The following is a 13550-nucleotide window of genomic DNA, read 5'->3' on the forward strand; positions in this document are numbered from 1 at the left end:
CGCTGCGCGCGGTGGACACGCATGGCGTGTCCCTACGAGTTGTTACGGGCCCATTGGGAATTAGAGCGGTTTCCGTGGATCCGAATTTCCCCGTGATCATTGGGCATCGCGCGGAATCAGAATTCCGCGCTGAGGGTCATGAACAATTGCCTCGGCGCGCTGGCGTGGATCGCGTAGCGGGTGCCGGTCGGGTCGGTCGGGGCGAATGAACTCAGCTGCCCCGCGTACCGCTTGTTGGTCAGGTTGGTGGCGTTGAGCGAGACCTTGACGTCGCGCAACCCCAGCCCCGGCCCGAACGCGTACCCCAGGCCCGCATCGAACGTGGTGACGCCCGGCACCGACTGGTCGTTGGTGTAGGTGTAATAGCGCTTGCCGGTGTATTTGGCGCGCAGGCTGGCCGACCAGCCATCGCGGTTCCAGCTGATTTCGCTCGATGCCATGCGCTGCGGGGTGTCCACGGTGATCTTGCCGGCCACCGGCACGATCGCGCCGCCGGAGGTGTAGTCGTCCTCGTAGGTGCTCTTGTTCCAGGACAGCGCGTTGTACCACTGCAGGCCATCCACCGGCTTGAGGATGAAGGTCAGTTCCGCGCCCTGGCTCTTCACCGAGCCGACATTGATGAAGCGGGTGATGCACTCCGGGCGCGTGCCCACTTCAATGCTGGTGCACGGGTTGAGCGAAAGCAGCCGGTTGTCGAACATCACGTGGTAGGCGGCGATCGAGGCCTGGTAGATCTCGCCGAAGGTGCGGAAGCCGGCTTCGAAGGAACGCGACTTCTCCGGATCCAGGTTGTCCACGCTGGCCGCGAACGATTCCGGCGACACCTGCAGCGGGCCACCGCTGCCACCGCCGACGAAGGCGGCAATGTTCTCCGAGTAGGAGGCGAACAGCTCGTTGTTCGGGCTGAGCTTGAAGCCGATACCCGCCTGCGGCAACACCGATTCCTTCGCGGTCAGGGTGCCAGAGGCATAGCTGGCCTCGGTGCCCGGCTTGGACACCGCGGTCATGCGGGTGTTGGGGCTCTTGATGCCCACATCCACGGTGAGGCGGTCGTCCAGGAAGCGCATGCGGTCCTGCACGTAGAACTGGCGCGTGCGGATGTCGTAGTCCTGGTCGAACAGGCGGCGGTTGGGGTAATTCAGATAGCCATCATCCAGGAACGGCCCGCTGATGTAGTAGAAGTTGCGTTCGACGTTGTGGTCGTTGCGCTCGTACCACAGGCCCGCTTCCAGTTCGTGCAGACCCAGCTGCCAGCTCAGCGCGGCAGTGACGCCCTGGCGGTTGATGGTGTAGTTGGTGCTGCGGATGGAGATGGGCAGCGCCTGCGGGGTGCCCGGGTTGGACGGTTGCCCCGGCGCCCACCAGTGGCCCTGGCCACGGTTCTCGTGGTGGTAGGCCAGCAGCTTCAGGCGGGCGCTGTCGCCCAGCGCGAGGTCGGCGTCGAGCGAATACAGGTTGTCATCGCGCAGCGCGCGGCTCTGGTAGTACGCATCGTCGATGCTGTTGACGCCACCGCTGAACGCACAGCGCTGCGCGTTGTACGTGGCCGGTGCGCAGTAGGCGGCCGCCACGGCGCGGTCCCAGTCCGGTGCGTAGATGTTCCAGTCGTAGCCCAGGCCGCGCGCCAGCATGCTCTTGGAGAGATAGGCGTAGTTGGCCTGGCTGACCCGCGAGGTGGCGGCGAAGGCGCCGAAGCGATGGTCGCCCACGTTCCAGACCGCCTTGGCGTTGAATTGGCGGGTGGTCTGGTTCTGGTTGGGCTCGGCCCACATGTCGGCGTCCTGATGCACGCCGGACACGTACGCGGAGAAGCCGTTGAGGTCGCCGGTGTCCACGCGCAGGAAACTGCGGCGCTGGTTGTCATCGCCCACGGTGACGCTGGCGCGGCCGCCGAATTCGGTGGCGGGGTCCTGCGAGAAGTACTGGATGGTGCCGCCCAGATTGCTGGTGGACGCCACGCCGAGCGAGCCGATGCCCTGCGACAGCTCTGCGCCGGCGAGGTTTTCAGGAATCAACGCGCGGGCGATGCTCAGGCCGTTGTAGTTGCCGTAGCTGTTGTCGCCCAGCGGAATGCCATCCAGCGTGTAACCCAGGCGGCTCTTGTCGAAGCCGCGCAGGCTGATGGTCTGCGACTCCTCGTTGGCACCGAACGCATCGTTGGACTGCACCGACACGCCCGGCAGGCGGTCCAGGATCTTCTGCGCGCTGGTCCCCGGCGGCAGCACCTGCTTGTCCACGGCGGTGATGCGCTGTACCTGGCGGGTTTCGCCCTGGCCGATCACCGATACGGTGTCCAGGGTGCGTGCGCTGGGCGCGCCGCTGGCATCGAGGGTGGTGTCCACGTCGGCAGCGTGCGCGTTGGCGGCGCACAGCGCGATCGCCACGGCGATCGTCAGGGGTCGGTTGAGCATGGGGGTCCGTTGCGTATTGGAGATGGCCTGCGCGGGGCAGGTGCGCGGCCATGGTGCAGACGGAAGATGAAAGGATTCTTACGGGTGGGTGCCGGGCCATTCAAAATGCGACGCGGCGCATGGATTGCGGAGGGGGCAACGGCGTACGCACCAACGGTGCGCAGCTACCGTCACTCTGCCGCCAGCTGATCCATGCGGATTCGGTTGGCGAACAACGAAAACGCCAGCATGCCGGCCAGTCCATTGGCGCGGCTCACCCAGTGCGGCAACCAGCGCGGCGGGCGCAGGATGCCTTCTTCGAACAGCGGGGCGAAATCGATGGCGTCGGTGAGCGACATCTTGCCGGCGAACAGCCAGCGGCAGACCTGCAGGCGGTCTTCAGCCAGCATGTGGCGGAAGAAGGTGTGCACCGACACCAGCCCGCGCAGGTACACGGTGTCCTTGGTGAACGCTGCACCGCCGGTGGCGGGCACGCCACGGAACACGCGCTGCGCCGAGGCGAAACTCTCTTCGTTGTTCTGCCCGGCGTTGCAGAAGTAGCGGAACACCTGGATGAAGTCGGCGCCCTCGCGCGCCATGGCGATGGCTTCGGTGCGCAGGCTGATGCGCTTGAGCCGTTCGATGTCGATGCTGCCGGTGATCTGTTCGGCGAAGGTGGCCAGGCCTTCCTGGGTGGCGGTGACGCGCGGCGAGGACAACGCCAGGCTGGGCAGGTGCGGCTGCTCGCGGCCGTTCAATGCGGTGAGCGAATGCACCAGCGCTTCATGATGGAACAGCTGGGCGCGGTCGTAGGCGCTGAAGCGCGCACTGGTGCGCAGGCGGATGCGGGTGGGGCCTGCGGCGGCCTTGGAGATCAGCTCCGGATCGAGCTGCACGCTGATGATGCGCGATTCGAAGAACGCATCCAGGTCGCTCTGCAACTGGAGCTGCAGCGCGGTGGCCGATACCGGCACCTGCTCCTCCGGGGCGAGCAGCTCGTGGTCCAGCTCCTCGGCGATCTGGATGAAGTGGCGCGCCGCATCGCGGGTGCTGGGGCCGTTGCCGGGCAGCGGCTGTTCGGGCGAGCCGAACAGTTCCACCGAATAACGATCCACCGCGGCGGTGCCGAGGGATTCCAGCAGGCCGGCGGCCAGGTCCCAGCTGTGCGCGGACCGGCGCACATACAGGCCGATGGGATGATTGGGGTCGCATTGGGCGCTGATGGCGGCCAGTTCGCGGCGCGTATCGGCGTAATCCAGCTTGGGGTAGTCCAGCACCGGCAGCACCGGCTGGCCCCGCGCAACGCTGGCCAGGAACGGCGCCTGCAGTGACGCGGGCCAGCTGGTCAGGCCCAGCAGCTTGATGCCGCCAACGGCGTCCACCAGGCGCGCATCCAGCGCGGTGTGGTGGGCCACGTCACGATCGACGGTCATCGGCGTGCTGCGAGGAGCCATGCTCATGACGCGGACATTAGCAGGGTCGGAAGCGAGGGTGAACCGCAGGCGTTCATGACCTTGGAACGAAACGCAGCCACGCAGGGCGTGGCTCTACGGGCATCAGCAGCCACGCAGGGCGTGGCTCTACGGGGCATCAGCAGGTGCCCGCCGTCGGCGTCAGCGCTTCTTTCCCGGTGGGCGCCACTGCGCGCCCTTGCTCACGTGCTTGCGTTCCAGCGCCTGCTGGGCCTGGCGCACCGCCAGCTTGGCGGCGGCGGCGGCGACTTCGTCCTTGAGCTTGAAGTAGTTGAGCAGGCGTTCTTCGTCGAGCTCGCCGGAGTCGATCGCCGCGCGCACCGCGCAGCCCGGCTCGCGCTGGTGGGCGCAATCGCGGAAGCGGCACTGGGCGGCCAGCGCTTCGACGTCGGCGAAACCGGCTTCGCCCAGCGCCTCTTCCCCGGTGGGCTTGAGTTCGCGCATGCCGGGGGTGTCGATCAGGCAGGCGCCGGACGGCATCGGAATCAGCGCGCGGTGGGTGGTGGTGTGGCGACCCTTGGAGTCATTACCGCGGACTTCGGCGGTCTTCATCAGCTCGTAGCCGAGCAGCGTGTTGGTCAGGGTCGACTTGCCGGCGCCCGAGGAACCCACCAGCACCACGGTCTGCCCTGCTCCCAGCCACGGCAGCAACGCACTGGCACTGGCCGGGTCGCGGCCGTTGATGGCCAGCAGCGGGATGTCCTGCGCCCCCAGTTCTTCCAGTACCGCCAGCGCGTCTTCGCTGTACTCGGTCTGGTCGGCCTTGGTCAGCACCACCACCGGCTGCGCGCCGCCCCCGCCCACCAGCATCAGGTAGCGCTCGATCCGGCGCGGATTGAAGTCGGCATCGAGGCCGCAGACGATGAACACGGTGTCGATGTTGGCCGCGATCACCTGCTGGTGGTAATGCTCGCCGGCCGCGCCGCGCTTGATGGCGGTGCGCCGCGGCAGCAGGGCCACGATCAGCTTGCCGTCCAGCAGGACCCAGTCGCCCACCGCCGCACGCTCGTGGCTGGGGAAGCGCGGGCGCTGCCATTCGGCGGGGGATTCGGTCTTGATGGCCGCGCCGGGGGCGTCAGCCACCACATAGCCGGTGCGGTGCTGTTCGACCACCCGGCCCGGGCGGGCCTGCGGGTGCGCATCGAACAGGGCCTGCCAGGCAGGCAGCTCGGGGGCGCCTGCCCAGGGCCAGCCCATGGTCTGCAGGGCACGGTAGTCGATCGGTTCGCTCATCCGCCCATTCTAGGGGTCCACCTCCCCCTGCGTCTCAGCCATGGGTGGCAACTGCCCGCCAATGCAGGGAAATCACTCCGGAGCCCTTGCCCTGCAACGCAACATTTCCGCTACCATGCGGTGTCCAAGCCCGAACCACGGCCCAGTCATGTCCACGCCCCCGCTGAAGCCGCTCGCCACCCGCGAGCGCCTGTCCGAAGTCCGCTACGAGATCCGGGGCGAACTGGCGCGGCGAGCGCGTGAGCTGGAGGCGCAGGGCCGCAAGCTGATCAAGCTGAACATCGGCAACCCCGGCAACTTCGGGTTCCGTGCGCCCGAACACCTGCAGCGGGCCATTGCCGACGACATGGGCCGTACCGACCCGTACACCCACCAGCAGGGGCTGCCCGAAGCCCGTGAGGCCATCGCCGCCGCGTATGCGCGCCGCGGTGCGCCCGATGCGCACCCGGACCGTGTCTTCATCGGCAACGGCGTGAGCGAGCTGATCGACCTGTCGCTGCGTGCCCTGCTCAACCCCGGCGATGAAGTACTGGTGCCCTCGCCCGACTACCCGCTGTGGTCGGCGGCGACCATCCTCAACGACGGCCGCCCGGTGTACTACCGCTGCGCGCCGGAGAACGGCTTCCAGCCGGACCCGGTCGAGATCGAGACGCTGGTGTCGTCGCGCACCCGCGCCATCGTGCTGATCAACCCGAACAACCCAAGCGGCGCCAGCTATTCGCGCGAGCTGCTGGAACGCATCGTGGCCATCGCAGCGAAGCACAACCTGCTGCTGATGGTTGATGAGATCTACGACCAGATCCTGTACGACGGCGCGCAGTTCCAGCCGGTTGCGCCGCTTGCCGGTGAGCACCCGTGCATCACCTTCAGCGGGCTGAGCAAGGTGCACCGCGCCTGCGGCTGGCGCGTGGGCTGGGCGATGCTGTCCGGCGCCGCCGAGCGCCTGGGCGAGTTCCGCGCGGCAATGGACCTGCTCAGCGCACTGCGCCTGTGCGCCAACGTGCCGGGCCAGTACGCCATCGACGCGGCGGTCAACGGACCGGACACCGTCTCGGCACTGTGCGCGCCGGGTGGCCGCCTGTACGAGACCCGCCGCGCGGTGATCGAGGCCTGCAACGCCAGCGAACACCTCTCGCTGGTGGCACCGGCCGGTGCGCTGTATGCGTTTCCGGCGGTGGTCGGGCCGGCCGCGCGCAGCTTCGACGACCATGATTTCGCGCTGGAACTGATGAACGAGGAAGGCGTGCTGGTGGTCCCGGGCTCGAGCTTCAACGTGCCCTACCGGCACCACTTCCGCGTGACCCTGCTGCCGGAGGCCGAGGTGATGCGCGACGTGTTCGCCCGCATCGACCGGGCGCTGGCACGGCGCGCCGAGGCCAATACCAAGGTGGTACCGATCAAGCCGCGCAGCGCGGTGGCCTGAGGTGGCGCTGGCGTACCTGGCACTGGGCGACTCGTACACCATTGGTGAAGGCGTCGCCCGGGCCGACCGCTGGCCGGTGCAGCTGGCCACGGCCCTGCAGGAAGCCGGCCTGGTAGTGGCCGAACCGCAGATCATCGCCACCACCGGCTGGACCACCGACGAGCTGGACGCGGGCATCGATGCAGCCGCGCCGCAGGGGTCGTTCGGCCTGGTCAGCCTGCTGATCGGGGTCAACGACCAGTACCGGGGGCGCAGCGTGGACGACTATCGCCCGCGCTTCACCGCGCTGCTGCAGCGGGCGCTCGGCTTCGCCGGGAACCAGCCGCAGCATGTGCTGGTGCTGTCCATTCCGGACTGGGGCGTCACCCCGTACGCGCGCGAGGCCAAACGCGACCCCGCGCAGATCGCGCGCGAGCTGGACGCCTACAACGCCGCAGCGCAGGCGATCTGCGCCGAACATGCGGTGGCGTTCGTGGACATCACCGCCGTCAGCCGCGCACGGGGTGCCGAGGCGGGCATGCTGGTCGACGACGGCCTGCATCCTTCCGGCGCGATGTATACCGAATGGACGCGACTGGCCTTGCCGGTTGCCCGCACGCAACTCGATGACGAGGCCACACGCTGAGCACGGACGCCCTACCACTGGCCAGGGAACAGGCCCGCCGCATCGCCGATGCCTTCATGCCGGCCCAGCGCTTCGGCAACCGCCGCGATTACTACTACAGCCGTGGCAAGCTCGGCAGCGATCCGCTGTACCCGGGCGTGCTGGCCGCGCTGGCGCCCTGCGCGCAACCGCTGCTCGACATCGGCTGCGGGCTCGGCCTGCTGGCCCATGTGCTGCGCCAGGACGGGCGCTCCCAGCCCTACCGCGGGGTGGACATCGACGCTGACAAGATCGCCCGCGCACAGCGTGCCGGCACGCGCGCGGCGCTGGCCGATGCGCGTTTCGACTGCGTGGACGCCAGCGCGGGGTTGCCCGACCACCACGGCAGCGTGGCCCTGCTCGACGTGCTGCAGTACCTGCCCGCCGACGCCCAGCCCGCCTTGCTGCGCGAGGCGGCGGCCCGGGTCGCGCCCGGTGGCCGGCTGGTGATCCGCACCACGCTGGCCGACAACAGCGGCCGCGACCGCACTACCCGCATCACCGACATGCTGGCCCACCTGGTGGGCTGGATGGGCACGCGCCCGCGCCACTACCCCGATGCCGCCAGCGTGCGCGCGCCGCTGGAAGCGGCGGGGCTGCAGCTGGACATGGCGCCGCTGTACGGCAACACGCCGTTCAACAACTGGCTGGTCACGGCCGTGCGCCGGGAGGCCGCGTGACCCCGCCGCGCCCACGCCATTCCGCGCTGGGCATCGCCGCACTGGTGGTGAGCCTGGTGGCGCTGGTGGTGTTTGCCGCCACTGCGCATGTAGCCCACCTGCCCCGCTATGCGGGCATGCACGAGGTGCCGGTGGCGGTGCTGGTAATGCTGTTCGTGGGGCTTGGGGTGACGGTAGTGGCCCTGCTGCTGGGCATCGGCAGCGCGCTGCAGCACCAGCGCCGCCGGGTCACCGGGGTGCTGGCGCTGGGGTTGTCGATCACCTTGTTGTGGGCGCAGGCCTCGCTGGGCAGCTGGGTCCACCAGCAATGGCAGGATGCGCATCCGGTGGCGGCACACCGAGGGTAGAGCCACGCCCTGCGTGGCTGTTCTCTGAATCCGGCACCGCGAAGCCACGCAGGGCGTGGCTCTACGACGGGGCGTGCGGCAGGCTCGCCTGCAGGCCGCGTGCCTGGAGGGCCTGCAGCACCGCTTCGATGATGGCGAGGTTGTGGCCGTGGGCGGCACCTTCGTGCACCAGCACGATGGCACCGGGGCGCAGGTCGGCCACGATGCGGTCGATGACCTGCTGCGGCTGGCAGGTCACGCCGTCGAACCCGCGCGCGCCCCAGCCCACCCGGGTCAAGCCCCACCGCTTCAGTGCCGGCGCCACGAACGGGTTGGTCATGCCGACCACCGAGCGGTACCAGCGCGGCGGGGCGCCCGCGATGCCGGCCAGCGCCTGCTGGCACAGGGCGATTTCGTCGGCCATGGTGGAGGGGCCCAGCCGCCAGAAGCGGGTCTGCGGGTGCCGGTGGCTGTGGTTGCCCAGGTCGTGGCCGCGCGCGAGCACCTCGCGCACCATGGCCGGCTGCGCCAGGGCGCGCTCGCCGACCATGAAGAAGGTGGCCTTGGCCTGGTAGCGGTCCAGCAGGTCCAGCAGCGCCGGGGTCTCGGCCGACGGGCCATCGTCGATGGTCAGCCATACCTGCGGCGGATCACCGGGCAGGCGGCTCAGCACCGGCGCGTAGAAGCGGCTGTTGGGCAGGAACACCGGCACCATGAACAGGGCGTGCGAGGCCACCAGCAGCGGCAGCCCGACGGCCCAGCCCAGCGCCCACCAGACCCCTGCCACGGCCAGCTGCGAGGCCACCAGCCAGGGCAGCCAGCGCCACGGGCGGCGGGGAATGCGATACAACGTTTCCGGTTCGGTCATGCCCCATGATGCCATGCCGCGTAGAATGGACGGTTCGAAAACACCCGGACCCGACCGTCATGTCCCTTGATCCCGCCCTGCGCTCGCGCATCGAATCCATCCTCACCGCCAACCGCGTCGTGTTGTTCATGAAGGGCCAGCCGAGCATGCCGCAGTGCGGGTTTTCGGCCAAGGCCGTCGGCGCGTTGCAGGACCTGGGCGTGGAGTTCGCCCACGTCAACGTGCTGGCCGACGCCGACATCCGCGAAGGCATCAAGGCCTACGGCGACTGGCCGACCATCCCGCAGCTGTACATCGACGGCGACCTGGTCGGCGGCAGCGACATCATCCTGCAGATGGCCGGCAGCGGTGAGCTGAGCAGCGTGCTCGGCCTGGCCGCGCCGGACCGTACCCCGCCGCGCATCACCGTGACCCCGGCGGCGGTTGAGATGCTGCGTGGCGCACTGGCCGATGCGCCGGGTGCATCGCTGCAGCTGGGCATCGACGCCCAGTTCCAGCCGAACTTCCAGCTGGCCCCGCACGACGACAACGCCATCGCCGCCGAGTCCAACGGCCTGCGCGTGCAATTCGACCTGGCCAGCGCGCGCCGTGCCGACGGCATCACCATCGACTGGGTGGACGACATCCGCGGCAAGGGCCTGGCCATCGACAACCCGAATGCGCCCAAGGCGGTGCAGGAACTGGCCGTGCGCGACGCTGACGACCAGCGCCGTGCGGGCAGCGTGATCGTGGTGGACGTGCGTCCGGCCGACGAGCGCGCCATTGCCGCGATCAACGCGCCGTTCGAGACCTTCGATGGCGACAACCGCGCGCGCCTGGAAGCCCTGCCCAAGGACACCGCGCTGGCCTTCCTGTGCCACCACGGTGGCCGCAGCGCGCAGGCCGCCGAGCAGTTCCGTGCGTTGGGTTTCAGCAAGGTCTACAACATCACCGGCGGTATCGACGCCTGGTCGAGCGATGTGGACAACAGCGTGCCGAAGTATTGATCGCGGGTTGATTCGCGATGGATGAGGAGGAACGCCGGCATTGCCGGCGTTTTTTTTTGCTTCGATCAGGTTCATCGCGAGCGTTGAGGGCCCCGTCGCGGCCGGTAGGCCCCTATGCAAATGTCCCCCGGCCGACGCCTGCGGCGACGGCCTCCTCCTTTACTTTGCCAGGGACCTACCGGCCGCGACGGGGCTCGGCTTGCGGTACGCAGGAAAAGGCAAAAACCGGGACGGAGGACGTTAGTCGGGGACGGTGAGGCTTAACCTCCTCCGTCCCCTTTTTTAGGCATTGCCAGGGACCTACCGGCCGCGACGGGGCTCGGCTTGCGGTACGCAGGGAAAAGCGGATGTCACGGTACCAACGCCGGTGGGTCGAGTGCGGGGCCGCCATGCCCTTGCGGCGAAGTAAAGGAGGAGGGGGCGGCCGCAGGCCGACGCCGGGGGCGTCGCAGGCAAGGGTATGGCGGCCGCGCACTCGGCCCACCGGCAGCCGCTGTCGCAGGCAAAGGCATGGCGGACCCGGGCTCGCTCCACCGGCAGCCGCGTCTGGTTTAGAAGAACCTTTTCAGCCAGCAAACCCGCCCTCGGCGAGATAATCCAACTCTTCGGGCGTCGGCATCCGCCCCAGCACCGCATTGCGGTGCGGGAAGCGCCCGAAGCGGCGGATGATGTCGCGGTGCAGTTCGGCGAACTGCAGGTATTCCTTGTCGCCCAGCACGTCGAACATCGCCACCGAGCGTTCCTGGTCCTGCGGATCTTCCGAGTGCTCGAACGGCAGGTAGATGAAGGCGCGCAGCTTGGGCACCAGCTGCAGGTCCAGCCCCTCTTCCACCGCGCGCATCGCGTAGTGGCGGGCCAGGCCGTCGGTGGCATAGGAATGGGCCGTGTCGCGGAAACAATTGCGCGGGAACTGGTCGAGCAGGATCATCAACGCCAGCGCGCCATCGGCCGATTCCAGCCAATGCTCGCGCGCGCGCCGCGCGGCCGCGTAGTGTTCGTCGAGGAATGCCTCGCGGAAACGCGCATCGAACGCGTCATCGCGCGCGAACCACTTCTGTGGCCCCGCGTTGCGCCAGAATTCCACTACCTGTGCCGCCACGTCCATTCAATACCCCTGCGGGCGGCGCGCCCCCAGGGCGCCCACCCAAGCCATTGCCATCACTCGTCAAAGCGCAGGTGGCGGACCGACTTGCCGTTGCGCCGTATAAGCTTAAGCGCCTCGATACCGATCTGGATATGGTTTTCGACGAACTGTGAGCTCACCTTGGCGTCGGAGGCCTCGGTCTTGACCCCGTCGGGGATCATCGGCTGATCGGACACCAGCAGCAGCGCACCGATCGGAATGTGGTTCGCAAAGCCCGCCGCGAACAGCGTGGCCGTCTCCATGTCGATGGCCATGCAGCGCATCAGCCGCAGCTTCTCCTTGAACGCCTCGTCGTGCTCCCACACCCGCCGGTTGGTGGTGTAGACCGTGCCGGTCCAGTAGTCGTGGCCCAGGTCGCGGATGGTGGTCGACACCGCACGCTGCAGCGCGAAGGCCGGCAGCGCCGGTACTTCCGGCGGCAGGTAGTCCGACGAAGTGCCCTCGCCACGGATCGCGGCGATCGGCAGGATCATGTCGCCCAGCTGGTTCTTGCGCTTGAGCCCGCCGCATTTGCCCAGGAACAGCACCGCCTTCGGCATCACCGCCGACAGCAGGTCCATCACGATGGCCGCGTTGGGACTGCCCATGCCGAAGTTGATCAGGGTGATGTCGTCGCTGGTCACGCTGGCCATCGGCCGGTCCATGCCCTGGATGGGCGCGCCGGTGAGCTGGGAGAAGGTGTGCAGGTAGCCACCGAAGTTGGTCAGCAGCACGTGCTGGCCGAACTGGTCCAGCGGCACGCCGGTGTAGCGCGGCAGCCAGTTTTCCACGATTTCCTGTTTGTTCTTCATCGCGCTTCCGTCATGCAGGTCGTTCAGTGCGGCAATTCTGGTGCAGTTGCACGAATAAGCAAGCCAACCACGCAGCGGCCGGCACCGCGCAGGCGGTTCGCCACTTGGCAAGGCCGCGGCCAGCGGATAGCGTCAACGGGTTCGTTCATGCCACACCGGGGAAAACATGCGCACTCGATTGACCGCTGGGCTCGGCCTGGCGCTGTTCACACTGGCCGCACCGTCCGCGCCGGCCGCCTCGCGGTTCACGCAGGATCCGTATCCGAGCACCTATGCGCCCATCGCCTCGGCACCGGTGCTGATCCGCAATGCCACCGTGCTGACCGGCACCGGCACGCGGCTGGAGCAGGCCGACGTGCTGCTGCGCGACGGCCGCATTGCCGCGGTTGGCACAGCGCTGGCCGTTCCCGCCGATGCGGTGCAGGTCGATGGCAGCGGCAAGTGGGTCACCCCGGGCATCATCGACGTGCATTCGCACCTGGGCGTGTACCCCAGCCCCGGCGTCAGCGCGCACAGCGATGGCAACGAGATGACCGCACCGGTCACCGCCAATGTCTGGGCCGAGCATTCGGTATGGCCGCAGGACCCGGGGTTTGCCGCGGCACTGGCCGGCGGCGTGACCTCGATGCAGGTGCTGCCCGGCTCGGCCAACCTGGTGGGAGGACGCGGCGTGACGCTGAAGAACGTTCCGGCCACCACCTACCAGGCCATGAAATTTCCCGGTGCGCCGTGGGGCCTGAAGATGGCGTGCGGCGAGAACCCCAAGCGCGTGTACGGCGGCGGCAAGGGCGTGGCACCGGGCACCCGCATGGGCAACGTGGCCGGTTACCGCGCCGCCTTCATCGATGCCAGCGAGTACCTGGCCAAGAACGCACCGAAGAAGGTCAAGCGCAAGCGCTGGTTCGGCGGCAGTGACAAGGGCGACAGCGCCGGGGACACCGGCGGCAAGCGCGACCTGAAGCTGGATACGCTGGCCGGCGCCATCGACGGCGACATCCGCGTGCACATCCACTGCTACCGCGCCGATGAAATGGCGACCATGCTGGACCTGTCCAAGGAATTCGGCTTCAAGATCGCCGCCTTCCACCACGGCGTGGAGGCCTACAAGCTCGCCGACCGGCTGGCCGCCGAGGGCGTGTGCGGCGCGCTGTGGGCCGATTGGTGGGGCTTCAAGATGGAGGCATTCGATGGCATCCAGGAGAACATCGCACTGGTCGACCGCCCGGCCAACAGCTGCGCGATCGTCCATTCCGATTCGCCCGAAGGCATCCAGCGGCTCAACCAGGAGGCTGCCAAGGTGATCGCCAACGCGCGCCGTGCCGGCATGCAGATTGCCCCGGAACGCGCGATCGGCTGGCTGACGTACAACGCCGCGCGCTCGCTCGGCGTGGAGAAGCAGACCGGCAGCCTGGAGGTGGGCAAGATGGGCGACGTGGTGGTCTGGAATGGCAGCCCCTTCAGCTCCTACGCACTGGCCGAAAAGGTCTACATCGACGGCCACCAGGTCTATGACCGCAATGACGTGCGCCGCCAGCCGCTGTCGGACTTCATGCTTGGCCAGGAGGCACGCCCGTGACCGTTCGTTCCCATGATC

Annotated in this window: 12 protein-coding genes; 6 read left to right on the plus strand and 6 right to left on the minus strand. The window is 68.3% G+C overall.

Annotated features, from left to right (window positions below; translation table 11 throughout):
* Positions 1 to 116: 116 nt before the first annotated feature.
* From AC3ITN_RS16135 to rsgA, 3 genes are all read right to left on the minus strand, one after another.
* Positions 117 to 2411 (minus strand): TonB-dependent receptor, encoded by a 2295-nt coding sequence (locus tag AC3ITN_RS16135; protein ID WP_489391164.1) that lies wholly within the window; start codon positions 2409 to 2411, stop codon positions 117 to 119.
* A 170-nt stretch (positions 2412 to 2581) separates the two neighbouring features.
* A complete protein-coding gene (locus AC3ITN_RS16140; RefSeq protein ID WP_489392954.1) occupies positions 2582 to 3823 on the minus strand; it encodes a flavohemoglobin expression-modulating QEGLA motif protein in 1242 nt (413 codons plus the stop codon).
* Positions 3824 to 4003: 180 nt separating this feature from the next.
* Positions 4004 to 5095: a ribosome small subunit-dependent GTPase A gene (rsgA, locus tag AC3ITN_RS16145; RefSeq protein WP_313348777.1), complete on the minus strand. Its 1092-nt coding sequence runs from the start codon at positions 5093 to 5095 to the stop codon at positions 4004 to 4006.
* 148 nt (positions 5096 to 5243) lie between these two features.
* On the opposite strand from rsgA, the gene AC3ITN_RS16150 reads away from it, so the two are divergent.
* The 4 genes from AC3ITN_RS16150 to AC3ITN_RS16165 are packed head-to-tail and all read left to right on the plus strand — an operon-like array spanning position 5244 to position 8188.
* Positions 5244 to 6518 (plus strand): pyridoxal phosphate-dependent aminotransferase, encoded by a 1275-nt coding sequence (locus AC3ITN_RS16150; protein WP_313348779.1) that lies wholly within the window; start codon positions 5244 to 5246, stop codon positions 6516 to 6518.
* 1 nt (position 6519) lies between these two features.
* Positions 6520 to 7143 carry an SGNH/GDSL hydrolase family protein gene (locus tag AC3ITN_RS16155; protein ID WP_313348780.1) on the plus strand — a complete coding sequence of 208 codons (624 nt, stop codon included), beginning with the start codon at positions 6520 to 6522 and terminating at the stop codon, positions 7141 to 7143.
* A gap of 56 nt (positions 7144 to 7199) precedes the next feature.
* The gene (locus AC3ITN_RS16160) at positions 7200 to 7841 is read left to right on the plus strand and encodes a class I SAM-dependent methyltransferase (RefSeq protein ID WP_489391165.1); all 642 of its coding nucleotides are present in this window, start codon (positions 7200 to 7202) and stop codon (positions 7839 to 7841) included.
* Positions 7838 to 8188, plus strand: coding sequence for a hypothetical protein (locus AC3ITN_RS16165; protein WP_313348783.1), 351 nt, complete (start codon positions 7838 to 7840; stop codon positions 8186 to 8188). Before AC3ITN_RS16160 ends, AC3ITN_RS16165 begins: the two co-directional genes overlap by 4 nt.
* A gap of 61 nt (positions 8189 to 8249) precedes the next feature.
* On the opposite strand, the gene AC3ITN_RS16170 is transcribed toward AC3ITN_RS16165, so the two are convergent.
* Positions 8250 to 9035, minus strand: a complete 786-nt coding sequence (locus AC3ITN_RS16170) for a polysaccharide deacetylase family protein (protein WP_489391166.1) — start codon at positions 9033 to 9035, stop codon at positions 8250 to 8252.
* Positions 9036 to 9094: 59 nt separating this feature from the next.
* On the opposite strand from AC3ITN_RS16170, the gene grxD reads away from it, so the two are divergent.
* Complete coding sequence (grxD, locus tag AC3ITN_RS16175; protein ID WP_313348785.1) at positions 9095 to 10021, plus strand: Grx4 family monothiol glutaredoxin; 927 nt, start codon at positions 9095 to 9097, stop codon at positions 10019 to 10021.
* A 565-nt stretch (positions 10022 to 10586) separates the two neighbouring features.
* Here the strand turns inward: grxD and AC3ITN_RS16180 are convergent.
* Together AC3ITN_RS16180 and AC3ITN_RS16185 are read right to left on the minus strand one after the other, a co-directional pair.
* On the minus strand, positions 10587 to 11126 hold the full coding sequence (locus AC3ITN_RS16180) for a DUF924 family protein (RefSeq protein WP_313347570.1): 540 nt from the start codon (positions 11124 to 11126) through the stop codon (positions 10587 to 10589).
* A gap of 53 nt (positions 11127 to 11179) precedes the next feature.
* Positions 11180 to 11956, minus strand: a complete 777-nt coding sequence (locus tag AC3ITN_RS16185) for an AMP nucleosidase (protein WP_313347572.1) — start codon at positions 11954 to 11956, stop codon at positions 11180 to 11182.
* A 166-nt stretch (positions 11957 to 12122) separates the two neighbouring features.
* Between AC3ITN_RS16185 and AC3ITN_RS16190 the strand changes: the two genes are divergently transcribed.
* Entirely contained in the window at positions 12123 to 13532 is a 1410-nt protein-coding gene (locus AC3ITN_RS16190) for an amidohydrolase (protein WP_313347574.1), read from the plus strand.
* Positions 13533 to 13550 lie beyond the last annotated feature (18 nt).

It is taken from the genome of Stenotrophomonas sp. KH_036_B (assembly GCF_057839485.1).

What these genes read in the sequence shown, in the direction of transcription:
- AC3ITN_RS16135 (WP_489391164.1), bottom strand. Translation starts at nt 2,411, where the DNA reads ATGCTCAACCGACCCCTGACGATCGCCGTGGCGATCGCGCTGTGCGCC.
- AC3ITN_RS16140 (WP_489392954.1), bottom strand. Translation starts at nt 3,823, where the DNA reads ATGACCGTCGATCGTGACGTGGCCCACCACACCGCGCTGGATGCGCGC.
- rsgA (WP_313348777.1), bottom strand. Translation starts at nt 5,095, where the DNA reads ATGAGCGAACCGATCGACTACCGTGCCCTGCAGACCATGGGCTGGCCC.
- AC3ITN_RS16150 (WP_313348779.1), top strand. Translation starts at nt 5,244, where the DNA reads ATGTCCACGCCCCCGCTGAAGCCGCTCGCCACCCGCGAGCGCCTGTCC.
- AC3ITN_RS16160 (WP_489391165.1), top strand. Translation starts at nt 7,200, where the DNA reads ATGCCGGCCCAGCGCTTCGGCAACCGCCGCGATTACTACTACAGCCGT.
- AC3ITN_RS16170 (WP_489391166.1), bottom strand. Translation starts at nt 9,035, where the DNA reads ATGACCGAACCGGAAACGTTGTATCGCATTCCCCGCCGCCCGTGGCGC.
- grxD (WP_313348785.1), top strand. Translation starts at nt 9,095, where the DNA reads ATGTCCCTTGATCCCGCCCTGCGCTCGCGCATCGAATCCATCCTCACC.
- AC3ITN_RS16180 (WP_313347570.1), bottom strand. Translation starts at nt 11,126, where the DNA reads ATGGACGTGGCGGCACAGGTAGTGGAATTCTGGCGCAACGCGGGGCCA.
- AC3ITN_RS16185 (WP_313347572.1), bottom strand. Translation starts at nt 11,956, where the DNA reads ATGAAGAACAAACAGGAAATCGTGGAAAACTGGCTGCCGCGCTACACC.
- AC3ITN_RS16190 (WP_313347574.1), top strand. Translation starts at nt 12,123, where the DNA reads ATGCGCACTCGATTGACCGCTGGGCTCGGCCTGGCGCTGTTCACACTG.